Genomic DNA, 26,350 nt, shown 5'->3' with positions numbered 1-26,350 from the left:
CGCGGAATTGGCTAGGAAAGGGTCCCACATTCCCCTGTCGCGCATTTTGTTAAGGAAATCCAACCCTATGGTCCCGCGTTATACCCGGCCGGTGATGGCCGCCATCTGGTCCCCGGAAAACCGGTACCGCATCTGGTTCGAGATCGAGGCCCTCGCGTGTGAGGCCATGGCCAGGTACGGCGCCATCCCCGAAGAGTCCGCGCGCACCATCCGCGAAAAGGGCGACGCGGCGATGGCGGCGTTCACGCAGGCCGACCTTGACCGTATCGACGAGATCGAGGCCGTCACCCGCCACGACGTCATCGCGTTCCTGACATGGCTTGCGGAAAAGGTCGGCCCCGACAGCCGCTTCGTCCATCTGGGCATGACCTCGTCCGACGTGCTCGACACCTGCCTGTCGGTGCAGATGGTGCAGGCGACCGACCTGCTGCTCGAAGATCTCGACAGGCTGCTCGCCGCACTGAAGGCGCGGGCGTTCGAGCACAAGCACACGCTGACGATCGGGCGCAGCCATGCCATCCATGCGGAACCGACGTCGTTCGGGCTGAAGCTTGCGGGACATTACGCGGAATTCGCCCGCAACCGCGAACGCCTTGTCCGTGCGCGGGAGGAGATTGCCGTGTGTGCGATTTCAGGCGCGGTCGGCACCTATGCCCATATCGACCCGCGCGTGGAGGAATATGTCGCGCACAAGCTTGGCCTGAAGCCCGAGGGCGTCTCCACGCAGGTGATCCCGCGTGACCGCCATGCCGCCTATTTCTGCGCGCTGGCGGTGATCGCAAGCGGGATCGAGCGCCTTGCGGTCGAAGTCCGCCACCTGCAGCGCTCCGAAGTGCGCGAGGCGGAGGAGTTCTTCCATCCGGGGCAGAAGGGGTCGTCCGCGATGCCGCACAAGCGCAACCCCGTGCTGTCGGAAAACCTGACCGGGCTTGCGCGCCTCGTGCGCTCGCATGTCATCCCGGCGCTGGAGAACGTGGCGCTGTGGCATGAACGCGACATCAGCCATTCGTCCGTGGAGCGCAACATCTGCCCCGATGGCACGATCGGCCTTGACTTCGCACTGGTGCGGCTTGCGGGGATGATGGAAAAGCTGGTGGTCTATCCCGACCGCATGCAGGCAAATATCGAAAGCCTTGGCGGTGTCGTCCATTCGGGCGAAGTGCTGCTTGCGCTTGCACGCGCGGGCATCCTGCGTGAAGATGCCTATCGCATCGTGCAGCGCAACGCGATGGAAACGTGGACCAAGCTGGGACAGCCTGACGGGCGGACGTTCCGTGAAAACCTCGACGCCGATCCCGAAGTCGCGGGACGCGTCCCGGCGGAGGTGCTGGACGCGGCGATGGACAGCAAGGCGCACCTGCGTCACCTGAACCACACCTACCATCGCGTTTTCGGGGAAACCGGCCCCCACCAGGCATAGGGACCGGACAGCCAACGGACCCGGCCACGGGCCCATACATACAGGATCAATGGCGTGTGTACTGTCGTTATCTCCCACCAACCGGACGAGGCATGGCCGCTGCTGCTGGCGGCCAACCGTGATGAACGCCTTGACCGCCCGTGGGAGCCACCGTCGCGCCACTGGAGCGAACATCCCACGGTCGTGGGGGGACGTGACTGTGTGGCCGGTGGCTCGTGGCTGACCATGAATGACGCGGGCGTCATCGGGGCGATCATGAACCGCGTCGGCAGCCTTGGCCCCGCGCCGGGCAAGCGTTCACGCGGGGAACTTCCGCTGATGGTGGGGGATCACCTGTGCGCACGCGACGCCATCGCGCAGATCGCGACCCTTGATGCCGGGGAATGGCGCTCCTTCAACATGATCGTGGGTGACGGCACGGACGCGTTTTTCATCCGCGGCCCCGGTTACGGCACGCCACAGGTCATCGCGCTGGAGGCGGGGACGCACATGATCGCGACCACGGATCCCGATGACATGTCGATGCCGCGGATCGCACGCCACCTGCCACGCTTCCGCGCCGCGCCACGCCCCATCCCGCCCGCATGGGAAAGCTGGACCACGCTGCTGGCCGACCGTTCGCTTCCTGCCGGCAGTGAACTCAACATCCCGCCGCGTTCGGGCTTTGGCACCTGCAGTTCCTCCGCGCTGGGCGTCTCGCGCGATCCCGGCGCACCCGGCGGGCGGTCATGGTTCTTTGCCGCCGGCGCGCCGGACCGCGTGGGCTATGCCCCGGTGGACCTGAACGCCCGCCGCCCCGATGCGGGCATGGCGGCGACATAGAAACGTTATGGTATCTTCGACGCGCAATCGCTGCTATTGCATGCGCATCATTCTGGGTCCTGTTGCGGACCCGCAGGGGAGGATGCCTGCGGCATGCTTCCCACAGCCGTATGTGAAGGACGAGTATGGGCCGCCGCCGCCAGCTTTATGAAGGAAAAGCGAAGATCCTTTTCGAGGGTCCGGAACCGGGAACCCTGGTTCAGTATTTCAAGGACGATGCCAGTGCGGGCAATGGCGCCAAGAAGGGCGTCATTACCGGCAAGGGCGTCCTGAACAACCGGATCAGCGAACACCTGATGCTGCGCCTGCATGAAATCGGGATCCCCACCCATTTCATCCGCCGGCTGAACATGCGCGAGCAGTTGATCCGCGAGGTGGAGATCATCCCGCTTGAGGTCGTGATCCGCAATGTCGCCGCAGGCAGCCTCAGCAAGCGCCTCGGCATCAAGGAAGGCACCCGCCTGCCGCACCCGATCGTCGAATTCTACTACAAGAACGACAGCCTCAACGACCCGATGGTCAGCGAGGAACACATCACCGCCTTTGGCTGGGCCTGCGCCCATGACCTTGAGGACATCGTTTCGCTAAGCATGCGGATCAACGATTTCCTGTGCGGCCTGTTCGTGGGGATCGGGATCACGCTGGTGGACTTCAAGCTTGAATTCGGCCGCCTGTGGGAAAACGACAACATGCGCATCGTGCTGGCGGACGAGATTTCGCCCGACAACTGCCGCCTGTGGGATGCCAAGACCAACCAGAAGCTCGACAAGGACCGTTTCCGTCAGGATATGGGCAAGGTCGAGGAAGCCTATCAGGAAGTGGCCATGCGCCTTGGCATCCTGCCCGAGGCGACGAATTCCGACATGAAGGGACCGGAGGTAATGCAATGAAAGTACGCGTGACGGTCATGCTCAAGGACGGCGTGCTCGACCCCCAGGGCAAGGCGGTGGAACATGCGCTGCATGTGCTCGACTTCAAGAATGTCGGTGACGTGCGCATCGGGCGGGTGATCGACCTCGAACTCTCCGAAAGCGACCCGGCCCGTGCCATCGTGCAGGCCAACGAAATGGCCCGCGCGCTGCTTGCCAACCTCGTGATCGAGGATTTCGCGGCGGAGGTCGTTGAGGAATGAAGACGGCAACGGGCATTTTCCTTGCGGCCTGCGCGCTTGGCGTGGGCCTGCTGCCGCGTTCGGATGCACATGCGCAGCGGGTGTCGCGCATGCCCGCGTCGCAGCTGGGCACGCTGTGCACGCGCGCGTCGGGCACAGGGCTATGTGACTCCTACATTTCCGGCGTGGCGGATGCCGCGGCCCTTGCGCACCTGTTCGAGCGCAACGCGGAAAAGGACCAGCACGATGTCGCCGCGTTCTGCATCGCGCCCGCGACCAACCTGTCCGACATGCGCGGCAAGGTCGTGGACTGGATGAAGGCGCATCGCGACCAGCTTTCCCGCCCGGCGGGGGAGGCGGTCTTTACCGCGCTTCATGAAGCCTATCCCTGCGGCGATCACAAATGAAGGCGGGCATTGTTGTTTTTCCCGGCACCAACCGGGAACGTGACATGGCGATCGCGCTGCGCAGCGTGACCGGCGTCGCCCCCCGCATGATCTGGCACCGCGAAACGGAACTGCCGGACCTTGACCTCGTCGTGCTGCCCGGTGGCTTCAGCTATGGCGATTACCTGCGGTGCGGGGCGATGGCGGCCCATGCGCCGATCATGCCCGCCATCCGCCGCTTCGCGCAGGCGGGCGGGCATATCCTTGGCGTGTGCAATGGCTTCCAGATCCTGACGGAAGCACAGCTTCTGCCCGGCGCGCTGCTGCGCAACGCCTCGCTGCGGTTCCTGTCGCAGGACTGCTTCCTGCGCGTTGAACGCAACGACACGCCGTTCACCCGCCACTGGAAGCGCCATGACGTGTTCCGCACGCCCATGGCGCATGGGGACGGCAATTACATCGCCGACCACGAGACGATCCGCATGCTTGAAGACACCAACCGCGTCGCCTTCCGCTATGTCGCGGCGGACGGACGGCTTGATGCCGGGGATGACACGCTCAACCCCAACGGAAGCATGGGGGCCATCGCTGGCGTCTTCAGCGAGAACCTGCGCATCTGCGGCATGATGCCTCACCCCGAAGATCTGGTGGATCCCCTGATGGGCGGAGAAGACGGAAAGCCGCTGTTTACAGGTCTGGTGGAGGCGCTGGTCGGATGAGCACAGCAGGACAGAAGCCCGTCAACGAGGCGCTGGCGAAGGAATTCGGCCTGACGGCAGAGGAATACGGCAATGTGCTGTCCATCATGGGACGCACGCCGAGCCTGACCGAACTGGGTATTTTTTCCGTCATGTGGTCGGAACACTGCTCCTACAAATCGTCGCGCGCGTATCTGAAGACGCTGCCGACGAAGGCGCCGTGGGTCATCCATGGACCGGGCGAGAACGCGGGCGTCGTCGATATCGGGCAGGGGCTTGCCGCCATCTTCAAGATGGAAAGCCACAACCATCCCTCCTTCATCGAACCCTACCAGGGGGCGGCAACGGGGGTTGGCGGCATCCTGCGCGACGTCTTCACAATGGGCGCGCGCCCGGTTGCGAACCTCAATGCCCTGCGCTTTGGCGATCCCGACAACCCGCAGACGCGGCGCATCGTCGATGGCGTCGTGCGTGGCGTTGGCGGGTATGGCAACTGCGTCGGCGTTCCCACCGTCGGGGGGGAAATCAACTTCCATCCCGCCTATGACGGCAATCCGCTGGTCAATGCGATGACGGTGGGGGTCGCGCGTCAGGACCGCATCTTCCTGTCGGCTGCGGCAGGCGTGGGCAATCCCGTCATCTATGTCGGGTCGAAGACCGGGCGTGACGGGATCCACGGGGCCACCATGTCCTCGTCCGAGTTTGACGAGGACGCGCTGGCCAAGCGTCCCACGGTGCAGGTGGGCGACCCGTTCGTCGAAAAGCTGCTGATCGAGGCATGCCTTGAACTGATGGCGACCGACGCGATCGTCGCCATTCAGGACATGGGGGCCGCTGGCCTGACGTCCTCCGCCGTGGAAATGGCGGGCAAGGGCGGGGTCGGGATCGAACTCGACCTTGACCAGGTGCCACAGCGCGAACGCGGCATGACGGCCTATGAAATGATGCTGTCGGAAAGCCAGGAGCGGATGCTGATCGTCATCCGTCCCGACCGCACGGAACAGGCCCGCGCCATTTTCGACAAGTGGGAACTGGATTTCGCCGTCATCGGCCACCTGACGGACACGGGACGCATCGTCCTGCGCCACAAGGGGCAGACGGAGGCGGATATCCCGCTGGCGCCGCTGGCGGACCAGGCCCCGGTCTATCACCGCCCGACCGCACCGGCCCTGCCGCCCGTGCCGCTGGGTCAGATTACCGACCCGGTAGGGATCGAACAGGCGCTGCTGCGGCTGATCCGCTGCCCCGACCTCGCCTCGCGCGAATGGGTGTGGAACCAGTATGACAGCACCGTGGGCGGCCAGACCGTCCGGCGCCCCGGCGCGGCCGATGCGGCCATCATACAGGTCGAGGGCACGACGCTTGGCCTTGCGATGACAACGGACTGCACGCCGCGCTACTGCCGCGCGAACGCCCGGACCGGCGGCGCGCAGGCCGTGGCGGAGGCATGGCGCAACCTGACCGCCACCGGCGCGCGTCCGCTGGCGGTAACGGACAACCTCAACTTCGGCTCCCCCGAAAAACCCGAGGTGATGGGGCAGTTCGTCGATGCCATCGCGGGCATGGGCGATGCGTGCCGCGCACTCGACTTCCCGGTCGTCAGCGGCAATGTCTCGCTCTACAACGAAACACGTGGCCCGGATGGGGAGTCGGTTTCCATCCTGCCGACACCTGCGATCGGCGGCCTTGGCGTGCTTGATGACGTCACGAAGGCCGTGGGGCTGGGTATGCCCGACGGGTGTGACGTGATTGTGATTGGCGAGACACGCGGCGAACTGGGGCAGTCGCTGTGGCTGCGTGAAATCCATGGCAGCCAGGATGGCGAACCGCCTGCGGTCGATCTGCAGGCCGAACGTCGCAATGGCGATTTCGTGCGCGCGGCCATCCTCGATGGCACCATCGTTGCGTGTCATGACGTGGCGGATGGTGGCCTGCTGGTCACCGTGACGGAAATGGTCATGGCGGGCGACGCCGGATGCACCCTGCTGGCACCGCAGGCGGGCATGCGTCCCGAAGCCTTCTGGTTCGGTGAGGATCAGGCGCGCTACATCGTCGCGGTCCGCGATGGCAAGGCGTTCATGGACCGGGCGGCGCAGGCCTCCGTCCCGTGTCGCGTGCTGGGCCAAAGTGGCGGTGACGGTTTGACATTGCCCCATGGCTCCACAATATCAAAGGCACGTCTCGTCGCGGTGAACAAGGAATTCTTCCCGCGACTCATGGATCGCTGAACACCAGGGACAGGCAGGAGAACAGCCGATGGCCATGACGGCCCAGGAAATCGAAACCTACATCCGTGGCGCGCTGCCGGATGCGCAGATCCACATCGACGACCTTGCGGGGGATGGCGACCATTACGCCTGCAAGGTTGTCAGCAATGCGTTTCGCGGCCTGTCCCGCGTGAAACAGCACCAGTTGGTCTATAACGCGTTGCAGGGGCATATGGGGGGCAAGCTGCACGCACTCGCCCTTCAGACCAGTACACCGGACTGATCCCCCCGAACCGGGGCAGGCAGCCGGTCATCAGAACGAGGAGTCCATTATTATGGCCGAAACCATCACCCAGCAGATCCAGGCGCAGATCGACGCCAATCCGGTCATGCTGTACATGAAGGGCGATGCGACCTTCCCGCAGTGCGGTTTTTCCGCACGCGTCGTGCAGATCCTCAAGCATCTGGGCGTGCCGTTCAAGACCGCCAATGTCCTCGAAGATCCGGCCCTGCGTCAGGGGATCAAGGATTTTTCGAACTGGCCCACGGTGCCGCAGCTTTATGTCAAGGGCGAGTTCATCGGTGGCTGTGACATCGTGACCGAGATGTACCAGTCCGGCGAACTGCAGAAGCTGCTGGCTGAAAAGGGCATTGTCGCGGCATCTGCCTGAACGGCGCCCGACAGGTCCCCGGTGTAACAGCCGGAACAGAAGGCGGAAGGGAAGCGCAGGCTCCCTTCCGCTTTTTTTTGTTTCAGCCAGTGCGGAGCCTTGCCTTGCGCACCCGATTTTGCGTAGCTTCGCTGCGATGACTGAATTGGAGTGTTAGATGCGCCATACGTGCTTGCGAATCACGACCCTGTCGGTGGTTTGCGCGGGTTTCTTCTACAGCGTCACGCCACAGGCGCAGGCACGTAGCCATGCCATGACAGAGATGGAAGCAGATCGCCTGACACTCAGCGCCCTGACCGCGCCGCCGCCGCCGGTGCGCCATGTGGTCTATCGCCGTGCTGTTGCCGGGCATCATGTCGTTGTGGCATCCGCCCATCACACGACGTCATCGCACGTGCGCCACTCCCTGGTTCATGAAGTGTCCTACCGCCCGCATGGCACGACCGCCATCCATCACGTGACACGTACGAGCCTCCATCACCGGACCTGATTGTCCCGGATTGCGGCTCACTCCATCCTGAATGCGTCCTCGATGCGATGCAGGTCGCCATCAGGCAGGACTACCACCACGTCAAAGCGCATTTCGTCATAGGTCCATCCGGTATTGAGCATGCACAGGGCCTGCGCCGCATTCATCAGGCGCTGCATCGTGCGGCGCGAGATGGCATCGCCTGCCTGCATGATCGACGGACGTGCCTTCACTTCCGTAAAGACCAGCATGCCGTCACGGATGGCGACGATATCAATTTCCCCCCATGCCGTGCGGGCGCGCTGCGCCAGGATGGTCCATCCCTCCGACCGCATCCGCTCCATAACCTTCTGTTCCGCTTCCAGCCCCCTGTGATGGGATCGCCGTCCCATGGAACGCTTCCGCCATGATGGCGATGATGGGGCTTCTGGCGTTGTCGCGACTTTCATTACATTTCCTTTGCCCGGGGATGCCTGCGCAGGGACCAGCAATACCGCGATCCGGGTCCCACGGGGCAGCCAACATGACGGCCTGTGTCGAATTTTCATGCCTTCATGGCGCGTACGGAATAATGACCGCATCATGATCTATACTTACGTCACTTTCCTTGCCCCGATCGTGCTGGCGCTGCGCCTGTGCATCGTGGCGGTTGTCATCGTCCATGTGCTGCTGACGAAACGTGACGTAGGGGCCTCCATCGGGTGGATCGGTGTCACGGTCCTCATGCCGCTGACCGGTGGCATCCTGTATTCGATGTTCGGCATCAACCGTGTGCGGCGGCGCGCAAAGCGCCTGGTCGGCCTGCATCCATGGCACAGCCGCACCATGACCTCGCGCTGGCGCAGGGGGGAGGAGGGACGCTTCGCCCCGCTGGCGGAGATGGTCACGAAACTGACACAGCGTCCGTTGCTGGCCGGCAACCTTGTCACCCCGCTGCATGACGGCGACAGCGCGTATCCACAGATGCTCGCGGCGATTGAAGGGGCGCAAAGCACGGTCCTGCTGTGTTCATATATTTTCCGGCCAGACGAAATCGGGCATAAATTCTGCGATGCGCTGATTGCGGCCCACCGGCGCGGCGCACAGGTGCGGGTGCTGGTCGATGGCGTGGGCAGCGGCTATTTCCATTGCGCGATCGCCAGCAGGCTGGCGCGGGCAGGGGTGCCGGTCGGGCGGTTCATGCATTCGATGCTGCCGTGGCGCATGCCGTTCATCAACATGCGCGATCACAAGAAAATCCTGGTGGTCGATGGCCAGACCGGGTTCATGGGCGGGCTGAATATCGGCAGGGAAAACCTGACGGCGCTGCATCCGGCCCATCCCGTCTCCGACACGCATTTCCGCATTGCCGGGCCGGTCATCCACCAGTTGAGCGAGGCCTTCGCCCGCGACTGGACCTTCACCACGGGGGAGGAACTGCTGGCGGACCTGTTCTTCCCCGAACAGAAGGCCCATGGCGACAGCCTGACGCGCATTGTCACGGCGGGACCGGATTCCGACCTGGAGAAGATCGAATACACCATGCTGCAGGCCATTTCGATGGCCCGGCATTCCGTGCGCCTGATGACGCCGTATTTCCTTCCCGATGACAGGTTCCTGACGGAACTTGCCCTTGCGGCGCTGCGCGGGATCGAGGTGGACATCATCGTCCCGCGCCACAGCAACCATATCTTCATCGACTGGGCACGGGCGGCGAACCTGCCGCGCTTCCTCGATTCCGGTTGCAGGGTCTGGCAGGCGCGACCGCCCTTCAACCACTCGAAACTCATGGTCGTGGACCGGCACTGGTCGTTCGTGGGCAGTTCGAACATCGACGTGCGCAGCCTGCGGCTGAATTTCGAGATCAACCTCGAAATCTATGATGATACGCTGGCTGCCACGATTGACGATTTCATCATCCGCCATCGCCATGAACGCCTGACCCATCACGACCTCGACCGGCGTTCCCTGCCGGTCAGGCTGCGCGATGCCTCGGCACGGCTGCTCCTGCCCTATCTCTGAGGCAGGAGTTCGAGCCGGACGGCGATGGGGCGGTGGTCGGATGCGTAATTGTCGATCACGCGCTGCTCCACGCACGACAGGCCACGGATCAGGCACCGGTCGAGCCGGATCGGCAGGACATCGGCCATGCGATGCGTGGGCGCACGGGGGCCGACATCACGGAAATGCCGGACCAGCGTGGGGCCGACAAGATTGAAATCCCCAAGGATCGCGGCACGATAGGGCAGAAGCTGCGACATGCGGCGCAACTGCCGGCGGTTCAGCAACTGCCCATGCGAAAGGTGCACGTTGGCGATGGCAAACGGGCCACATTCAATGATCTGCGCCACGCGCCGTATCAGCGTCCCCGACGGCAGGGTGCAGGTCATGGGCGGCCTGCGATAGGGCCACGGGCTCCAGCATGCAACGCCATGGATGCGGCCGGGCAGGGGGGAGCGCGCATAATGCCCCCCGATCAGCGTGGGCAGGGCGTCGATGTCAATCGTTGCCTCCTGCATCAGCAGCAGGTCGGGCTTTTCCTGATGGATCAGGTGCACGACATCGCGCACCGTGGCGCCGATCTTTCGCAACAGGTTCCAACTGATGATCCTGATGCTGTTTTCGGAACGGAACGCGGGCTGGTATCCCGGCAGGGGAGAAGTCCCCGGCTGGGCAACGATGGCGGGCAGCCGCAGATACGGACGCGCAAGGTTCATGGCTCGACAAATGGCTCCCTGACCTCGGGCGGCAGGCGCGCGCCCGGATCTCCTGCGGCGAATTCCGCCGTCAGGGTATATCCCACACCAATAAGCACCGGCCCCAGAAAAATGCCAAGGCCGCCAAACGTCCAGATCCCCCCAAGAACGCCCAGCACCGTCAGGAGATAGGGAAGCTGCGCCCCACGGGCAATGAACATGGGCCGCATGATATGATCGGCCCCCGACACGATGATGGTCCCGTAAAGCAGCAGGAACACGCCCCAGCCGGGATGGTGGGCGACGAACAGGAAGAACGCCGCCGGTATCCAGATCAGCGGCGCGCCGATGGGCAGGACGGAGATGAAGGCGGTGATCCCGCCCCACAGGATGGGGTTGGAGATCCCCGCGATGGCGAAACCGATCCCCGTCAACACGCCCTGCAGCAGGGCGGTGCCGATGATGCCATAGACGGTGCCCCGGATGGTGCGCCCGATGATCCCGAGGATACGATCCGCATAGACCCCGGCGATGCGCCGCACGACGGCAACGAACGTATCACCAAGTGCTTCCCCGCCCAGCCAGAAGAAAAACGCCATGAACAGCGCCATGCCCAGATGCGCAAGCCCGCTGGCGAGTTGCATGACCCCGGCAAGGGCCCATTGCACCAGTCGGCCGCTGTAGGGACGTATCATCTGGTCGATATTGCCCACGTCCACACGCCACTTCTCCCACGTCTCGTTCAGTTGCGCGCCCAGATGCGGGATATGTCCCAGCCATGCGGGCAGGGGCGGCAGGTGGATGGAGGTGGTGATGCTGTCGATCGCGTCGGGCAGGGTCTGGGGCAGTTCGACAATGCTGCTGGAGACCACAAGCGTAAGCGGCACCACCAGCACGACCGCCGACATGACCGTCATGCCCAGCGCGGCGATCAGCGGGGAAGTCTGCCGCCGCAGCCGCACATAGATCGGCCATGTCGAAAATGTCAGGATTGCCGCCCACAGCAGGGCTGACATGAATGGGTAGAGGATGAGAACGCAGCCGAAGGCGATTCCCCCCAGCATAAGCCCCATCATGATGCGTTCGACCATAATCCGTCGCGATCCGTCCCGTGGCAATCCGTGCGAAGGCGTGACCCCGCTTTCGTCATGGCACAATATGCTGCACCTTATCGCAAAGCGCTGAAACACCAAAGGTTGGCACAGATATGCACCCACTGATTTCCGCCGAAGACCTGGACCGCTGCCTGTCACATGACGATGTTGTCATACTTGACGCGACGCAGGCCCTGCCGGGACAGAAATTCGATCCGCAGACCTGTTTCCTGTCGGGGCATATTCCCGGCGCGCGACGGTTTGACATCGATGCATTTTCGGACCCGGACTCCCCGTTGCCCCATACGGTGCCGGGTCAGGCGCGCTTTACCCGCCTGGCCCGTGCGCTGGGTCTGCATGACGGGGCCCGCATCATCTTTTATGACCAGAAGGGCGTGGCCTGCGCCGCGCGTGGCTGGTGGCTGATGGGGCTGTTTGGCCATGACCGCACGCAGGTGCTCGATGGCGGCCTGCCCGCCTGGCAGGAAGCAGGGTTGCGGCTGGAGACAGGACCGACCCCGGTGCCCGCGCAGGACACGCCGCCCTTTATCGCGCGTCCCCGCATGCGCAGGCTGAAGGGGCTTGGGGACATGCTCGACATCGTCCATGCGCCCGGCTCATCGCTGATCCTTGATGCGCGCGCCCATGGGCGCTTTACCGGTGAACAGCCCGAACCGCGCGCGGGCATGCCCTCGGGGCACATGCCCGGCGCGACCAGCATGCCCTATACGACGCTGCTGACGGCCGACGGGCGCATGCGGCCGCCCCATGAACTGCGACAGGTCTTCGCCGCCGCGGGCATGCGTCCCGACAGGGAGGCCGTCTGCACATGCGGCAGCGGCATGACCGCATGCGTGCTGGCGCTCGGGCTGGTGGCGGCGGGGCTGGGACAGCACGCCGTCTATGACGGGTCATGGGCGGAATGGGCATCGACCCCCGGCACCCCCATCGTGACACGGAACGCATAGAAAAAGGGCGAGGGAAACATACCGATGGATCATGAAAACCTGCGCCATGCCGTCTCCCGCGGCTGGCGGGAGATGGCGTCGCTTGCGGTGCGTGTGGCGCGCGATGTGCCGCAGGGCGGGCAGGGCGTCTTCGTCAACCCGCCGGTCGCACGCGGGTCAACCGTGCTGTTCTCCTCGCTCGAGGCGATGGAGGAGGCCGGGCGCAAACGCTATGATGACGAACTGATCTATGGCGCGATGGGAACACCGCTGCAGTATCGGCTGGAACAGGCGATCGCCACGATCGAAGGTGCGGCACATACCCAGATCGCGCCCTCCGGCCTTGCGGCGTGCATGCTGCCCCTGCTGGCGTTCCTTGATGCTGGCAGCCACTGCCTGATGTCCGATTCCGTCTATGGCCCCACGCGGCGCTTCGCGGAAAAGGTGCTGCGTCGCTTTGGCGTGGACATCTCCTACTTCCCGCCATGCGCGAGCGAGGAAGACCTGCGCCGCATGTGCCGGGCGGAGACGGGCGTCATCCTGACCGAAAGTCCCGGCAGCCATTCGTTCGAGGTGCAGGACATCCCCATGCTGGCGCGCGTGGCCCACGGGCATGGCGCGCGCCTGATCGTGGACAATACATGGGGGATCGGCATCTTCCAGCCATTCCGCCATGGTGCGGACATTTCAATCCAGGCCCTGACCAAATATCCCGCGGGCCACGCCGATACGGTGATCGGCGCCGTCTCCGTCGGGAACGAGGCGGACTGGCGTCTTCTGCGCGACACCGCCATCCAGAGCGGGCAGGTCGCGGGACCGGACGACTGCGCCCTGACGCTGCGGGGGATACGGACCCTGCCCGTACGCCAGGAGCGGCAGTCCCAGTCGGCGATCGATGTCGCCGTGTGGCTGCAGTCCCGGCCAGAGGTGAGCCGGGTACTGCATCCCGCATTGCCGTCATGCCCCGGACACACATTCTGGAAACGGGATTTTTCGGGCGCGTCCTCCCTGTTCGGGGTTGTCCTGCGTCCCGAATTCACACTGGCGCAGATGGAACGCATGATTGATTCGCTGCGGATGTTTGGCATCGGCGCCTCATGGGGCGGATATGAAAGCCTGGTGCTGCCAACGACGCGGGGCATCACCCGTTCATGCGACAGCGTGACGCAGGCAGGCCCGACCTTTCGCATCCATATCGGGCTGGAGGAGACGCAGGACCTGATCGCCGATCTGGCGCAGGGGCTGGATGGACTGGCGAAAGGAGAGGGCTGAGCGTGCGTTCATACTGATACATGTCAATGCACCCCAAAGACTGCCCTGCCATTGTGGCAGGAGCAGTGATCCACGCCCCATGGGGCGGCACACGCATCAGTGATGAGGTAGTGAAATGGCCGGTAAGATGAAAGCAGCGGTTGTCCGCGAATTCGGAAAACCCCTGAGTATCGAGGAACTCGATATCCCCTCGATCCGCCCCAACCAGATTCTGGTGAAGGTCGATGCCTGTGGCGTGTGCCATACAGACCTGCACGCCGCGCGTGGCGACTGGCCCACCAAACCGAAACCGCCCTTCATCCCCGGGCATGAGGGGATCGGCCATGTCGTGGAAGTCGGCGCCGCGGTTGACTGGATCAAGACCGGCGACGTCGTCGGTGTGCCGTGGCTGTATTCGGCCTGCGGACATTGCGAACACTGTCTGGGTGGATGGGAAACCCTGTGTGAGAAGCAGGAAGATACGGGATATTCGGTCAACGGGTGCTTTGCCGAATATGTCGTGGCCGACCCGAACTATGTCGCGCACCTGCCCAAGGACATCGACCCGATCCGCACGGCGCCTGTCCTGTGTGCCGGGCTGACGGTGTACAAGGGCCTGAAGATGACCGACACGCGCGCGGGCGAATGGGTCGCCATTTCCGGCGCGGGGGGACTGGGTCAGATGGCCATCCAGTACGCGGTCGCCATGGGCCTGAATGTCGCGGCGGTGGACATTGATGACGGGAAACTGGCCGAAGCCCGCAGGCTGGGCGCCAGCGTGACCGTCAATGCGCGCACCACCGACCCGGTCGCCTATATCCAGCAGAAAACCGGCGGTACGCATGGCGTCCTGGTCACGGCCGTCTCCAACACGGCCTTCACCCAGGCCATCGGCTATGCCCGCCGGGGCGGGACCATTGTCCTCAACGGCCTGCCGCCGGGGGAATTCCCGATCTCGATTTTCGACATGGTCATGAATGGCACGACGGTACGTGGCTCCATCGTCGGTACGCGCCTCGACATGATCGAGGCGATGTCCTTCTTTACCGAAGGGAAGGTCTCGACCGTCGTTGCGGCCGACAAACTGGAAAACATCAACGATATTTTCGACCGGTTGCAGCACGGAAAGGTCGCGGGACGGATTGTTCTGGATTTTCGTAACTGAGTATATGCAACCCCAGGACGCACCCGACGTTGAAAACACAGACCCTTCCGTCACGGAAAACAAATCCATGACGGAAGGGGATAAGTTATCGCGGCCCCGCGTTTCATGCGCGGGCAGGATATCTGCCTGTCGTGCCTGACTGTTTTCGGCGGATATCCATACGACAGGATGGATATTGGGAAATATGAGAAAATCATTATTGATTGGACTGGGAATTATTGGCCTGACGGGCATTTCCTCTTTACCGGCACTGGCCGATGACTGCGCCAACTCTTCGGATTATGATGCATGCGTGGCGGGAAAGAAAATAGACCATACGGGCCACGCGGCGCATGACGAAGCCGCACAGGATACGCAGCACGTCAAGAACTGGGGCAACAGGACCGGAAAGACGCTGGATAACTGGAGCCACGAGACCGGGCACAAGATGGACCGCTGGAGCCACAAGACCGGTTCGGACATGAACAAGTTTTTTACGGGCAAATAATCCCGCCGACTGAATGCCGCATCAGGCTGCCTGATGGGGCAGGGCGGCATCCACAGGATATGACCTGCGGATGCCGCCTCACTTCATACCTTATTTGTGATGATCGCCGGCTTCATGCTCCCGCCACCCGGTTTCGAGCGTGTGCAGGAATGACTTGAAATGTGCCTTCACCTCGGTGGGGGAGGCCTTTTCAATCACTTCCTTCTTTGCTGCGGTCAGGACTGCCGCCGCATGAATCAGTGCGGCATGAATGGCTTCCGACGGTTCCTTACTCATCAACAGGTTCCTTTCCTTTGTTGAGATAATTCACGATGGAAGGGAACCCTGCCGCTGACAACTGTTATCCCCGCATACCGGGAAAACGGAACTGTCACATCCAGCATGAAGCGAACCCGGTCCCACTATTTACCTCTGAACAGATTGGGAAACACCTCGATGAACCATTACCGTCTTGCATTTCCGTTACTCGTCTGCGGGTTCCTGCTTTCCCCTGCAATCAGCCATGCCGAGCCGGGCGGCTGTATCAAGGGCGGCATGGCCGGTGGTGTCGCCGGGCATTTCGTCGGAAGCGGCCATGCCAAAAGCGGGGCTGCCGCAGGCTGTGCTGCCGGCATGGTACGGCGCCATAATGCCCGCAAGGCCGCAGCAGCACAGAAGAACCAGGAAGAAACACAGCCGCAACCTGCCACGCCGGATGCAGGCGCAGCCCCTGAATCCCGATAGGGACTGCCTATCCATCACCTGCTGACAGAACATTAAGTCTTCCAGGGCACCGCCTTTTTGCAAAAAAGCGGTGTTCCTTCTTCCGCCATTGCCCCGTCAACCAGCAGGAGTATTCATTCCGGTGTGGAATGAACACTCTTGACGCCCAGCGCACGCGCGAAACAGACATTCATCATGTTGTGCGGATCCGGTGAAATCCCCACAAACAGGATATCCTTGTGCACATAAAGAAGTTTGTGCCGTGGCCCCATGGTCACGCGGGGCAGGGTGACATCTTCGAACCCCGCGCTATGCGCGGCAGTCTGCCGGTTCCACATGGCGCTGACATGCGCGAGTTCCAGCAGGTCCGGCACGCATACCCACATGTGCCAGATGGCCAGACCAGCAATTCCCGCCCCCAGCATCCAGTTGCGCACGCCTGCAGGCGTCGGGCGATTGATGAACAATGTTGCCAATATGCAGACCAGATAGATGCTGGCAGGAAAAGATACCCTTGCGGCAAGCGACGATCGCGGGAACAGCAGCAATATCATCATGTAGATCAGGGAAAGTGCCGCAAATGTCCCGATTTTTTTCCATGACCGGGACCATTGTCCTCCGTCCTTTACCACCGCAACGTGGCAGAGGAGCAGGATGATGACAAACGGGATCCAGTACAGATCGAACAGGCTTCCGACATTGCCCAGCACACCATCAAGACGGTTGACGATCGTGTCATGCTCCATCGTGCGTGCGCGAACATAATTCCCCGGCGCAAGCCACAGGAACAGGGTGCCAAGCAGATGGAACCCGATGAAGGGGCAGGCGACAGGCCTTCCGTCCCGATAGCGACTGATTCCGAAAGCGATCAGCACCATGCTCATCAGCAGGGAGAGGGGTTCCAGAAATGTTGCAATAAAAAAAGAAAAGCCACAGGCAAGGACACCAGACGGCAGGCGTCGGGCAAGGACCTGTCGCAGGATCCACAATTCCCCCGTCACGGGCCACAGATAGCCGATCGCCCCGGTCTTCCAGAGTGCCACTTCGGAAATATCGCGTGGTATCCACCAGATGGCCAGGAATACAAATATGATATCCGCAAATCCGGCTGTCATGTCCCTGTCCGGATCAGCAGTATCCCTGCATATCATGCAGACATTATGGACAAGAACGCAGAAAACAAGTGCATTCAGGACATCAAATATGAAAATTGATCCATAGGAATGAAATTCAAGCACCAGAAATGTAATCAGTGTCGTGAAATATCTTCCGGTCCAGTAAAAATAATTCCCATATACAATATGAAACGTATTCTTCAGATCGACCGGAATGGTCCGGCAATAATCATCCGCCCATAACGGGGTTACAATATTGGCCCACAGGGAAAACAAAAAAATCATTCCCAAAGCACAAAGCTTTGCCCTGTCTGCGGTCATGAAGCGCACGAGATCCGTATTTTTCATGAAATCCTTCCTGCATGGCCCCATCTCCATGATGGCCCGTGCGCTGGCGTCGTATGCGTCCATAACCCGCCATCGCATGGATGCGATGACTTTCCCCTGAAAACCGGACAGAAAAAGACATGCCCCGGTGTTGCATCATGGATGGATGCCGTATCGGTCATTATGACGTCAACATAGACGTCAGAAACATCCCGGCCGGGAGGAAAACGGAACGTGATTCCCACCGCAGCAACACCAGTACCCCCATCACCGTCAGGGCGGAAAGCCTTTCGTGCGGGCCTGATCACGGCCTGCGCCGGCCTTCTGGTCGGGCTTGATACGGGCCTGATTTCCCAGGCACTGGGGTTTATCGGAATGGATTTCCGGGCCTCCACGCGCGATCAGGAATGGATCGTATCGGTCCTGATGCTCGGCGCGTCGGTCGGATCGCTGGGGGCAGGGACGTTTTCCGCACGTTTCGGACGACGGACGGTGCTGACGGCCGCCATGGTGCTGATGTTCGCAGGGGCATGCCTGTGCGCCAACGCCATGGAGATTCCGCAGATCCTGACCGGACGCCTGCTGATCGGCGTTGCCATTGGCATCTGCACCTTCACCGCCCCGCTATATATTTCCGAAACCATGTCTGGCCACCTGAGGGGCAGCATGGTTTCAACATTTTCCATGCTGCAATCTGCGGGCATCCTGGCCGGATATCTGGCAGGCGGCATCCTGTCCTCCGGAGGGCACTGGCGATGGATGGTCAGCATGCCCATGCTGCCGGCAGCACTTCTGTTTATCGGATGCTTCCTCCTGCCGCCCAGTCCATCATGGCTGATCGCACGCGGGCAGGATGCAAAGGCCCGAACCGTCCTGCGCGCCCTGCGTGACACCCCGGCGGAGGCCGATGCGGAGTTCGCCAGCATCAAGGCCGAAACCGGAAAGGGACGGACAAGCGGCCTGAAACTGCTGCGTCAGCAGCCAAACTTCCGTCGCTCCGTCATGCTGGGCATCTGCCTTCAGGTCATGCAGCAACTGACGGGGATCAATGTCGTCATGTACTATACCCCGAAAATCCTGCAAAACGCCCATTTCGGCACGTCTGGCGCGGCCTGGGCGACTGTCCTGATCGGTGTCATCAACACCGTTGTCGGTATTGCCGCGATCTTTCTGGTCAACCGGTGGGGCAGACGTCCGCTGCTCTGTGCAAGTGCCGCAATCATGGCGGTTTCGCTGGCTGTTGCCGCGGTAATCACCGGCCTTCACCTTTCGAGCATCGCCGCGACACTGTGCCTGCTGGCGGCATTGCTGACCTTTGTCGGCGGATTTGGCCTGGGGGCCGGCCCGCTGGTCTGGACCCTGTGTTCCGAGATCCAGCCGCTGGAGGGCAGGGACTTTGGCGTTGGCTGTTCCACGCTGGCCAACTGGTGGGCGGACTGGATCGTCAGTAACACTTTCCTGAGCATTGTCTCCGTCATCGGCTTTGGCCAGACATTCGCCGGCTTTGCCCTCATGAATGTTGTCTTCATCGTGTTTACGCTGATGTTTGTTCCCGAAACCCGGGATGTCCCGTTGGAAACCATCGAAACCAACCTTCTTTCCGGAAAAAAGTTGCGCAATATAGGTCGATAGATTTCAATTATTTCGTTCGTGTCCCGTTCCTCATTTACTCCTTGCATGCCTGATATGCGGTATGTTTCTGTGCGTCCCGCACCTCCTGTCCGGGGTGCTGAGCCGTATTGTCATGCTCGGATGAGGATAACTATATGACGAATTTCAAGAACATTGTTTTCAGCACGGCCAATATCATTGCCGGGCAACTGAAGCAGGAAATCGGTTACGTGACGGGAAGCCGGAAAATCGCACGCAGTGGCATCGCGCAGGAAATGAAAGGCCACGCGCAGAAAGTCGCGTCCAGTCGGCCATCGGCCTACTGACCTGCGGCAGGGCAGGGAGATCCTGCACCTGTCAAAACACAATACTGCCCCGTCAGGATGACAATAATGTGCTCCCCCTGCGGAACGCTGTATGTTAACCTGTATTAATAATTTTTTTGCTATATCAAAAATACTGTATTAAACGCCTCCCGCCAGAAAATCATACATGGTGACATGGTGATTTTCACATGCAGGATGCGTCGATTACAGTTATGGTAGGTAACGAAAATTATGGGTCGTGCCTGACGGCCCATATCTCAGGGGCAATAAACACCATGACTGAAAAAAAAACCGCTCCCATGTCTGCCAGACAGATCCTGGTCTATGAGGCCCATATCTCTGGCCTTGAACACGCCCTTGCGGCGGCGGTGGAAATGTTGACACCCATGCAGCAGGCCAGACTGCTCGGCGTCGTGCAGAAGGCCGCGGCCGAGGACAGTCAGTGCGACACGCTGGGAACCTGTCCCGCAGACGAACCCTGCATACAGCCATTTACCAATGGGCATCTGATGGCGGCCACCTGCATCCAGCATGCGGCCTACCCGGCGGCAAGACACCCATCCGCCTGAAACAACAAAAAACCTGACATCCTGAAATCTGGCATCCTGCGGGGGCGTGTCTTGTCACGTCCCCTTTTGCGCATTGCGGCAGGGACCAGATCAGTTGCTGGTTTTCGGCAGGGCTGCAGCAGGGCAGGTTGCACCCTGCTTCGCATAGTCACTGATGGTACTGACAACCGTGGGCACGGCCTCGGACGAATTGATATGCACCAATGTCCCGGTAAACGACCATGCCGCAACGATTTCGTAGCTTTTGGTCGTTCCCGGCAGAACCGCATTTGAAATGATGAACCGGTCTTCCTGCAGGTCCCGACGCATGAAGGGCTTGGTGCTGGGATTGTTGCACGCCAGCGCACGCCGGATATTTTCCGCGGCATTGTAAGGTTCGACCGGAACATAAGCCGTATTCGGCCCCAGCCCATAAGCCAGATAAGGCCCACGGTTGAAGGGTTTGTTGTGTGAACAGCCAGCAAGAGCCACCATGATGCCGATGGCCGCCACCCATTTGGAACAAGGTGTGACGATGGTGTTTCGTAACCGGTGTTTCATTGACAGGCCCATGTGAAAATCAAGCAAGGAACGACACAGGAGGCATAGCCGTCTCTGTGGAAAATAACCAGACCACTCAATCTATAATCCGCGACAAAACGCCTGCGCGGCGGATCAGGCACGCAGCATGCCGGAAAGGGGCAACGCGTCGGGATATTTCCCGGTGAACGGACAGCAGGTACCTCCTCACATAAGGCCGGGATAGGATCATAATATATGCAAATAATTCTTAATTAATTATATTAATTAAAATTCCACATCCTCAATTATATTCCCGAATATCGGGAAACTCTCAGCATACAGATGACGTTGACGGGCAAAACTTCCAATAAAGGCAGGCCCGATGAGCAACAATTTCAAGAAAAGTGGTGAACCACCGCCCTTGGCCGATAAAAGCCTCAAGCCGCCGTTTGGCACACCTCTGGAGCGAAGAAACGCCATGCTGACCACAATGATGGTCATCCTTTTTCTGGCAGGTATCGCGCTGGGATGTCTGTTTTCGCCACAGATACCGCTACCCAAAATATAACTTCTCCGGGGATATGATTAAAACGGACGTTTTCATTTCAAATACATATAAACAAAGGGAACAGACATGGCGACGGATGATGATGTCTGCTTTTATACAATAAGCAATGCCTCGTATTTCCCCGGCCTTGTCGCCCTGATCAATTCCCTGATCCTTACCGGCCATACCCAGACCATCCGGGTGGGGGACTGCGGCCTGACCCCGGCGCAGAAAGCGGTGCTTGCGACCTGCGGGCAGGTGGAACTTATTGCCCTTGATCCGGCGAAAATCAGGAACCCGGGCCAGTACAAGGCCTTTGCCCATATCGCCAATGCAACCGGTATCGCCGTAATTATTGATTCCGACATGATCGTGACCGGATCGCTCGCCCCCCTGATCGCCCAAGCGCGGCGAGGGGGGATCTGCGCCTTTCCCAACCCGATCGACGACCGGTGGTATGCCCAGTGGGAGGAGATCTTTACACTGAAGCGTCCCCCACGCCGCCAGGTCTATGTCTGTTCCGGGTTCGTGGCCTTTTCCACCGACCGCTGGCCTCACCTGCTGGAACGCTGGTGGCAGGCATGTGAGGCCATACATTCCCACCCGACCTACCAGGAAGGCAGCGAATGGGATTCGCCCACGGCCCAGTCGGATCAGGACGCCCTCAATGCCATTCTGATGAGCGAATATGAAACGGATGCAGTCTCACTCGCTCCCATTGAAAAACAGGTCTATCGCTGGGATTTCCGTTTTCTGGAAACGCGGAATCCACATACGCTGGAATGCCGTTTTCAGGGGCATACCCCGCTCATCCTCCATGCGGCGCTGACATCCAAGCCGTGGGAGGAAAAAGGGGCGGCCCACGATACCTATTTCGTATTCCTGCGCCGCCTGCTGCTTGGCCGCGATGTTGCAATCCGGCTTCCCCCCGACCTGCTGACATCCATCACGGCATCCGGGCTCGTACCATGGTTTCGCAGGCAGTCCTGTTTCGTGAAAAACATGGGCGTGATCGAATACGGCCTGTCCTGCCTGCCACCGGCCACCTGCATCAGGGCCAGGCATGTAAAAGACCGCCTGAGGGAAAAATACCTGCAGTTCCGCAGGAAAGGTGCGACCTCCGCCCCCGGCGGCGCCGTGCTGCTTACCGAGGAGGTGCAGGCCGGCGATCAGGCCTGACCCATACCGCGAAAGGGCAGGGGGCGATTTCGTACCGGACGGGTTACAGGGCGCGTTCTTCCTCCTCATCCTCGGCGCTCATCATCTGGATCAGTTCCTGCGCCTGCCCGTCATGCTCCTTGATCAGGCTGACATTGGCCGGATTAAGGTGCGGCAGTTCCCCATGCGCCTTGGAATGTTCCTGCAGCAGTGCTTCGGTCATGCCAAAGCACGTAATCCCCATGACAAAGTCGCGCGCCGTCATGCCATAGCGCTGGAGGATCGGCTGAAGCTGCTGCATGGCTTCGGTTCGGCGGATGGTCATCGCCAGCGTGGTGTTGGGAGTCGCGGTGGGCGGGGAAAGGTGGGCCTGCTCGATCTGCTGCATCAGTGGCAGTATGCGGGCAAAAAAATCCTTGGGCAGGGGATATTGCGCCACGGTCTGCATGTCATGCTGGACCGCGTCATGCACCGCGCGTTCCAGTTCGGCCTTCTGTTCCGCCGTGGGGCCATGACGCGCCGCCTCCTGCGCCATCGCCGGGGACGTGCCGGCGATCTCCCATGTCACCAGCAGGCTGCATGCACTTACCAGAAACATCTTGCACAAAGAGAAAGAGGACATGGCAGAGGGCTCCTTCGCCCCATCTCGTCAAAAGGGTTGCTGCATGATGGTGGTTGATGACACCCGCATTGATTTTGCTGCCGTTTCGCAACCAGTCAATATCCGTTCGCCCGGCCACTCCCTTCGCGGCGTTGCCGACGCGCCGGCAGACACGAAAACATGAAGGCCGAACCCGTGCGGGCATGATGCGTTGAAGGCAGGCAGCGATGCAATATCACAGATACCTCGTGAAAGTTCCAACGCCCCAACACCGCACATGCACAAGGATATGCACAGGGAGGTGGATATGACGACGAAGTCTGATCCGGGAACGACCAGTCCCGAGCTTGAACTGCTGGCGATGAGCATCTGGAACCAGCAGCATCCCGACCGTCCGTGGGAACGGCGCGGCAGTTTCAGAAACCACCGGAAGATGTCCCATGCCCTGCAGGGCATTCCCGCCTATCCCGAGGAGCAGGCGCAGTTCCGCTTCCTGGCTTCGCACGCGATGGCGACGACAGACCGTAAGGGCCTGTCCTGAGCGGCCCGCCATTGGAAAAGCCATCATATCCAAATCAGGATATTTTTCAGCGCGCCTGAAGCGCCATCAGGCGCGCTTTTATGATAAGGTGGGAAAAATCGATATTTTCCATCGACGGACCATGCCCCGGTCTGGTCCGGACTGGAAAACGACCCCGTCCAGCCATGGATCGCAGATATGCGCGTGGCATGATCCGGACGCAATAAACGCGCGACGCGCAGGCAAAGGACGGTGTGTTACCGTCCGGATGACGGGTGCCAGAACAGGGGGAAATGATGTGCCACAGCGCAATAGCAAGGGAGCCATCACGAATGGGGAAACACATCTGGTTTTGATAGGAGGATTAATCCTAACGCGGATGGTAGCGGCGGACGGATTTGAACCGCCGACCAAGGGATTATGATTTTCCTATATATCCAATAGAAACAAGGTAGTTAGCCCAAATAGACGACTACGCTGTATATAGAATAATAACGAGTCGTTCTGACAGTGACTAACGATAAAATCCGATTCGATCCCCGATTCGTTCCTTGCATCATTCAAATAGGTTGGTGCCGGGCGCCCACAAACGGCGTGACTGGCGCGCGCGGCGCACACTGACCCGCATCCCAATTCCTGACCAACTCCATCACCCGTGCCCGCAGCACCTGCCGATCCGCGATCAGCCGCGCAGCTTCCTCGTGCCGCGCGTCGTCATTCTGCGCCAGCAGCTCCGTCTCGTAACCGACCTGCCGGGACATCTCCACATCCGGCAGGGAAGACAACGGGGCGTAAGCGACCGGCAGGCTGACCTGCTGCGTGCGCGTCCGGCTGGCCGATCCCTGCAAGCCAGCGGTCAGGGCTGTGGTGATCGCGCCGACGTTCAGGATCGTGATGGCGGGGATGCTGGCGAGAAGTTGCGTGGTGCGTTGGCTGAACTCGGCCGCTGGACGATCAAGATCGTCAAGCGCAGCGATCAGGCCGAAGGCTTCGTCGTCCTGCCAAAACGCTGGATCGTGGAGCGTAGCTCGGACGCTGCTACCGCCTCAAGATGGATGTGAAGGCAACAATCTCGTCATCCTGCACATGGTTGATAATCGCCCAATCCGCAGAGAGTTCTGCGGAAAATCAATCAAATCGCCTTCTAATTCAGGCTCTCAGAGGATGGTAGGCTTTTTTTATGAGCTATACGTGGAACTTGAATTGACACTGAATCTCAGGACAGACACATAATCGTATCATGATTAATTCGCAGCATATTCTCTCCACTATCGGTTATGAATCCGCAGATTTGGCCGATTTTCTGGAAACTCTGCGTGCGCGAGGCGTGACATGCATTATTGATATCCGCGAATTGCCGATATCTAGGCGCCGAGGCTTTTCCAAGCGTAGTTTATCAGAGGCGCTTGAAATGGCTGGTATTCATTATATTCATCTACGAGGGTTGGGCGATCCCAAAGAAGGACGGATGGCTGCTCGTGCAGGCGATATAAAAAAATTCCAAGCAGTTTTCAGTCGGCATTTGCTATCCGAGCGAGCCCAGGCAGATCTAAAGACTGCTGTAGACATGGTATCTCAATTTGCAGCATGCCTCCTATGCTATGAGCGTGATTATAAAACATGTCATCGTACCATTGTCGCTAAAGCGCTTTCTGATATTGTCCCGATAAAAATTCGCCATCTGGGCGTGAGGGCCGGTCTTGCAGAAAAAAGTAAGCAATCCAATCTGTTCGCTCCCACCGAATAAGGGATGTGAAGAAGTAGTAATATTAGTAAAAGCGCTTCCTCATGTTGGTCAAAAACGTGGAGAAACAGTATGTTGTGCGGGGTTGACCCGAAAACGTGAGTGGAGACGGCAATATCCAATCCATTTTAGAAAGCTAGAAGATAAGAAATTCCGTCGCTGGCAATGGATTAAATATGATTGGATATCACCGGGCAGTGGAGATAAACGAAAAGAAAGCAGACGGGTTCAAGAAGATACAATAATCCCAGCAGAACTTATGCCCCCACAAGACCGGTATGGCTTTCTTGAACCTATTTTAATGCCTTCTACGAGGGTGGCCATAGAGCATGACATGAGCCTAGCCTTGGTTAGACCAAGGGAAAGTAAGTTTTATTGGAAAAAAAAGACTCAAGACCAAATCAAACTAGAAGCGGCAGCGTATAAAGCTGCTGCAACTCAGACATCTTTTTTAGACCCAGATTTGGCCGAGATGACGCCTTGCCCTTACGCGTTCCATTTCGATTGGATAGATCAAGAAGGAGCAAGGCATAAGTCTACCTGTGATGATTGGGAGACGTCGGCTACATTCTATCGTCGACAAAGGGAACTTTGTAGCGACGAGAAAGCATTAGAGTCAATGAGCACAACATTTAATGAAGAATACCCGAAAAAGGGTATGGCTTTTGTTTTGGGGACACATTCTAGAAGATTAACTCAGTGGTTACTGGTAGGAGTGATCAGGCTGGATCATAATCTACAAATGGGATTTGGATTTTAACCATTTTTAGTAATGATTTCAGCGCCTAATTTCTTAAATAGGAATCGTTCGCAGCGACCAGCGCCGCCCTGTCGTCTTCCGCCGCGCGCCCCATGTCAAGAGCGTCACCAGATTACCATCCCCATTTCTTAAATATCGGAATTTCCCAACACCATCCGCACCGCCAGCGCCCGCCGCTGCCTACGCCACAGGAACAGCCCCACCCCGGCACCAGCCGAGATGAAGCCGCCCGCGAACCCGGCCAGCAGGCCCGCGACGAAGATGCTCATGATGCCTGAATCGCCGCGTTGTCGGCCTTGCACTTGGCGTAGATCGCCTCGATCTCCGCCAGGGTGGGGCCGGTGGTGCTTTTGCTGGTCTCGATCGCTTCCTTGACCGTAACCGGCCGTTTGAGGCCGCCTTATGATTGAGGATTGTGACTGGTAACTTACCGTCGTTAACGACGTCGTTATTGACGTCATTTGAG

32 protein-coding genes and 2 pseudogenes are annotated in these 26,350 nt (G+C 60.0%); 25 read left to right on the top strand and 9 right to left on the bottom strand.

Going from position 1 to position 26,350, the window contains the following annotated elements; all coding sequences use genetic code 11:
* Nucleotides 1–67 precede the first annotated feature (67 nt).
* From purB to HNH97_RS10400, 10 genes are all read left to right on the top strand, one after another.
* Nucleotides 68–1,420 (top strand): adenylosuccinate lyase, encoded by a 1,353-nt coding sequence (purB, locus tag HNH97_RS10445; protein WP_110912588.1) that lies wholly within the window; start codon nt 68–70, stop codon nt 1,418–1,420.
* Between the two features lie 54 nt (nt 1,421–1,474).
* Complete coding sequence (locus HNH97_RS10440; protein WP_110912587.1) at nt 1,475–2,242, top strand: NRDE family protein; 768 nt, start codon at nt 1,475–1,477, stop codon at nt 2,240–2,242.
* A 125-nt stretch (nt 2,243–2,367) separates the two neighbouring features.
* Nucleotides 2,368–3,132: a phosphoribosylaminoimidazolesuccinocarboxamide synthase gene (purC, locus tag HNH97_RS10435; RefSeq protein ID WP_110093808.1), complete on the top strand. Its 765-nt coding sequence runs from the start codon at nt 2,368–2,370 to the stop codon at nt 3,130–3,132.
* A complete protein-coding gene (purS, locus tag HNH97_RS10430) occupies nt 3,129–3,374 on the top strand; it encodes a phosphoribosylformylglycinamidine synthase subunit PurS (protein ID WP_110093807.1) in 246 nt (81 codons plus the stop codon). The genes purC and purS overlap by 4 nt, the downstream gene beginning before the upstream one ends.
* On the top strand, nt 3,371–3,760 hold the full coding sequence (locus HNH97_RS10425; protein ID WP_110912585.1) for a Rap1a/Tai family immunity protein: 390 nt from the start codon (nt 3,371–3,373) through the stop codon (nt 3,758–3,760). Before purS ends, HNH97_RS10425 begins: the two co-directional genes overlap by 4 nt.
* Nucleotides 3,757–4,458 carry a phosphoribosylformylglycinamidine synthase subunit PurQ gene (purQ, locus tag HNH97_RS10420; RefSeq protein ID WP_171790830.1) on the top strand — a complete coding sequence of 234 codons (702 nt, stop codon included), beginning with the start codon at nt 3,757–3,759 and terminating at the stop codon, nt 4,456–4,458. Before HNH97_RS10425 ends, purQ begins: the two co-directional genes overlap by 4 nt.
* Nucleotides 4,455–6,665 carry a phosphoribosylformylglycinamidine synthase subunit PurL gene (gene purL, locus HNH97_RS10415; RefSeq protein ID WP_171790829.1) on the top strand — a complete coding sequence of 737 codons (2,211 nt, stop codon included), beginning with the start codon at nt 4,455–4,457 and terminating at the stop codon, nt 6,663–6,665. Before purQ ends, purL begins: the two co-directional genes overlap by 4 nt.
* 28 nt (nt 6,666–6,693) lie before the next feature.
* On the top strand, nt 6,694–6,927 hold the full coding sequence (locus tag HNH97_RS10410) for a BolA family protein (protein ID WP_003620177.1): 234 nt from the start codon (nt 6,694–6,696) through the stop codon (nt 6,925–6,927).
* Between the two features lie 52 nt (nt 6,928–6,979).
* Complete coding sequence (gene grxD, locus HNH97_RS10405; protein WP_110093803.1) at nt 6,980–7,315, top strand: Grx4 family monothiol glutaredoxin; 336 nt, start codon at nt 6,980–6,982, stop codon at nt 7,313–7,315.
* Nucleotides 7,316–7,472: 157 nt separating this feature from the next.
* Entirely contained in the window at nt 7,473–7,805 is a 333-nt protein-coding gene (locus HNH97_RS10400; protein WP_171790828.1) for a hypothetical protein, read from the top strand.
* Between the two features lie 17 nt (nt 7,806–7,822).
* Here the strand turns inward: HNH97_RS10400 and HNH97_RS10395 are convergent, their stop codons facing one another.
* A complete protein-coding gene (locus HNH97_RS10395) occupies nt 7,823–8,176 on the bottom strand; it encodes a YraN family protein (RefSeq protein ID WP_244949395.1) in 354 nt (117 codons plus the stop codon).
* 190 nt (nt 8,177–8,366) lie between these two features.
* Here HNH97_RS10395 and cls point away from each other — a divergent pair, with 190 nt between their 5' ends.
* Entirely contained in the window at nt 8,367–9,785 is a 1,419-nt protein-coding gene (gene cls, locus HNH97_RS10390; RefSeq protein WP_171790827.1) for a cardiolipin synthase, read from the top strand.
* Here cls and HNH97_RS10385 read toward each other — a convergent pair.
* Nucleotides 9,776–10,480: an endonuclease/exonuclease/phosphatase family protein gene (locus HNH97_RS10385; protein WP_110912582.1), complete on the bottom strand. Its 705-nt coding sequence runs from the start codon at nt 10,478–10,480 to the stop codon at nt 9,776–9,778. The two genes, cls and HNH97_RS10385, sit on opposite strands and share 10 nt — an antisense overlap.
* Nucleotides 10,477–11,550 (bottom strand): AI-2E family transporter, encoded by a 1,074-nt coding sequence (locus HNH97_RS10380; RefSeq protein WP_110912581.1) that lies wholly within the window; start codon nt 11,548–11,550, stop codon nt 10,477–10,479. The genes HNH97_RS10385 and HNH97_RS10380 overlap by 4 nt, the downstream gene beginning before the upstream one ends.
* Nucleotides 11,551–11,666: 116 nt before the next feature.
* Between HNH97_RS10380 and HNH97_RS10375 the strand changes: the two genes are divergently transcribed.
* The 4 genes from HNH97_RS10375 (at nt 11,667) to HNH97_RS10360 (ending at nt 15,403) form a co-directional block, all read left to right on the top strand.
* A complete protein-coding gene (locus HNH97_RS10375) occupies nt 11,667–12,521 on the top strand; it encodes a sulfurtransferase (protein ID WP_171790826.1) in 855 nt (284 codons plus the stop codon).
* Between the two features lie 24 nt (nt 12,522–12,545).
* On the top strand, nt 12,546–13,772 hold the full coding sequence (metC, locus tag HNH97_RS10370; protein ID WP_110912579.1) for a cystathionine beta-lyase: 1,227 nt from the start codon (nt 12,546–12,548) through the stop codon (nt 13,770–13,772).
* Nucleotides 13,773–13,887: 115 nt separating this feature from the next.
* Nucleotides 13,888–14,916, top strand: a complete 1,029-nt coding sequence (adhP, locus tag HNH97_RS10365) for an alcohol dehydrogenase AdhP (RefSeq protein WP_171790825.1) — start codon at nt 13,888–13,890, stop codon at nt 14,914–14,916.
* Between the two features lie 184 nt (nt 14,917–15,100).
* On the top strand, nt 15,101–15,403 hold the full coding sequence (locus tag HNH97_RS10360) for a hypothetical protein (RefSeq protein ID WP_171790824.1): 303 nt from the start codon (nt 15,101–15,103) through the stop codon (nt 15,401–15,403).
* Nucleotides 15,404–15,493: 90 nt separating this feature from the next.
* Here the strand turns inward: HNH97_RS10360 and HNH97_RS10355 are convergent, their stop codons facing one another.
* Nucleotides 15,494–15,679 carry a hypothetical protein gene (locus HNH97_RS10355; RefSeq protein ID WP_110912577.1) on the bottom strand — a complete coding sequence of 62 codons (186 nt, stop codon included), beginning with the start codon at nt 15,677–15,679 and terminating at the stop codon, nt 15,494–15,496.
* A gap of 159 nt (nt 15,680–15,838) precedes the next feature.
* Here HNH97_RS10355 and HNH97_RS10350 point away from each other — a divergent pair, with 159 nt between their 5' ends.
* Nucleotides 15,839–16,126 carry a hypothetical protein gene (locus tag HNH97_RS10350; protein ID WP_244949394.1) on the top strand — a complete coding sequence of 96 codons (288 nt, stop codon included), beginning with the start codon at nt 15,839–15,841 and terminating at the stop codon, nt 16,124–16,126.
* 113 nt (nt 16,127–16,239) lie between these two features.
* Here the strand turns inward: HNH97_RS10350 and HNH97_RS10345 are convergent, their stop codons facing one another.
* Nucleotides 16,240–17,541, bottom strand: coding sequence for a DUF6056 family protein (locus HNH97_RS10345; protein ID WP_338085470.1), 1,302 nt, complete (start codon nt 17,539–17,541; stop codon nt 16,240–16,242).
* A gap of 240 nt (nt 17,542–17,781) precedes the next feature.
* Here HNH97_RS10345 and HNH97_RS10340 point away from each other — a divergent pair, with 240 nt between their 5' ends.
* The 3 genes from HNH97_RS10340 (at nt 17,782) to HNH97_RS10330 (ending at nt 20,053) form a co-directional block, all read left to right on the top strand.
* Nucleotides 17,782–19,179, top strand: a complete 1,398-nt coding sequence (locus HNH97_RS10340; protein WP_171790822.1) for a sugar porter family MFS transporter — start codon at nt 17,782–17,784, stop codon at nt 19,177–19,179.
* A 134-nt stretch (nt 19,180–19,313) separates the two neighbouring features.
* Nucleotides 19,314–19,484, top strand: a complete 171-nt coding sequence (locus tag HNH97_RS10335) for a CsbD family protein (RefSeq protein ID WP_110912574.1) — start codon at nt 19,314–19,316, stop codon at nt 19,482–19,484.
* Nucleotides 19,485–19,783: 299 nt separating this feature from the next.
* Nucleotides 19,784–20,053 carry a hypothetical protein gene (locus HNH97_RS10330; RefSeq protein WP_110912573.1) on the top strand — a complete coding sequence of 90 codons (270 nt, stop codon included), beginning with the start codon at nt 19,784–19,786 and terminating at the stop codon, nt 20,051–20,053.
* Nucleotides 20,054–20,143: 90 nt separating this feature from the next.
* Here the strand turns inward: HNH97_RS10330 and HNH97_RS10325 are convergent, their stop codons facing one another.
* The gene (locus HNH97_RS10325; protein WP_146220640.1) at nt 20,144–20,620 is read right to left on the bottom strand and encodes a hypothetical protein; all 477 of its coding nucleotides are present in this window, start codon (nt 20,618–20,620) and stop codon (nt 20,144–20,146) included.
* Between the two features lie 316 nt (nt 20,621–20,936).
* On the opposite strand from HNH97_RS10325, the gene HNH97_RS10320 reads away from it, so the two are divergent.
* A complete protein-coding gene (locus tag HNH97_RS10320; protein WP_110912571.1) occupies nt 20,937–21,122 on the top strand; it encodes a hypothetical protein in 186 nt (61 codons plus the stop codon).
* A 66-nt stretch (nt 21,123–21,188) separates the two neighbouring features.
* Entirely contained in the window at nt 21,189–22,280 is a 1,092-nt protein-coding gene (locus tag HNH97_RS10315) for a glycosyltransferase family protein (protein ID WP_171790821.1), read from the top strand.
* Between the two features lie 43 nt (nt 22,281–22,323).
* On the opposite strand, the gene HNH97_RS10310 is transcribed toward HNH97_RS10315, so the two are convergent.
* Complete coding sequence (locus HNH97_RS10310; RefSeq protein WP_171790820.1) at nt 22,324–22,881, bottom strand: hypothetical protein; 558 nt, start codon at nt 22,879–22,881, stop codon at nt 22,324–22,326.
* 286 nt (nt 22,882–23,167) lie between these two features.
* Between HNH97_RS10310 and HNH97_RS10305 the strand changes: the two genes are divergently transcribed.
* Nucleotides 23,168–23,401: a hypothetical protein gene (locus HNH97_RS10305; protein ID WP_227744373.1), complete on the top strand. Its 234-nt coding sequence runs from the start codon at nt 23,168–23,170 to the stop codon at nt 23,399–23,401.
* A 539-nt stretch (nt 23,402–23,940) separates the two neighbouring features.
* Here the strand turns inward: HNH97_RS10305 and HNH97_RS17955 are convergent.
* Nucleotides 23,941–24,264 (bottom strand): annotated as a pseudogene (locus tag HNH97_RS17955) (hypothetical protein); the annotation flags it as partial.
* Between the two features lie 9 nt (nt 24,265–24,273).
* Here HNH97_RS17955 and HNH97_RS10300 point away from each other — a divergent pair.
* The 3 genes and pseudogenes from HNH97_RS10300 to HNH97_RS10290 form a co-directional block, all read left to right on the top strand.
* Nucleotides 24,274–24,528, top strand: a pseudogene (locus HNH97_RS10300) (IS5/IS1182 family transposase); the annotation flags it as partial.
* A 92-nt stretch (nt 24,529–24,620) separates the two neighbouring features.
* Entirely contained in the window at nt 24,621–25,127 is a 507-nt protein-coding gene (locus HNH97_RS10295) for a DUF488 domain-containing protein (RefSeq protein ID WP_171790819.1), read from the top strand.
* Complete coding sequence (locus HNH97_RS10290; RefSeq protein WP_171790818.1) at nt 25,081–25,884, top strand: hypothetical protein; 804 nt, start codon at nt 25,081–25,083, stop codon at nt 25,882–25,884. The genes HNH97_RS10295 and HNH97_RS10290 overlap by 47 nt, the downstream gene beginning before the upstream one ends.
* A gap of 128 nt (nt 25,885–26,012) precedes the next feature.
* Here the strand turns inward: HNH97_RS10290 and HNH97_RS10285 are convergent, their stop codons facing one another.
* Nucleotides 26,013–26,153: a hypothetical protein gene (locus HNH97_RS10285; RefSeq protein ID WP_171790817.1), complete on the bottom strand. Its 141-nt coding sequence runs from the start codon at nt 26,151–26,153 to the stop codon at nt 26,013–26,015.
* Nucleotides 26,154–26,350: the final 197 nt, after the last annotated feature.

It is taken from the genome of Gluconacetobacter entanii (assembly GCF_013155425.1).
Lineage (GTDB): Bacteria > Pseudomonadota > Alphaproteobacteria > Acetobacterales > Acetobacteraceae > Novacetimonas > Novacetimonas entanii.
This window is presented reverse-complemented; position numbering and strand designations above follow the sequence as displayed.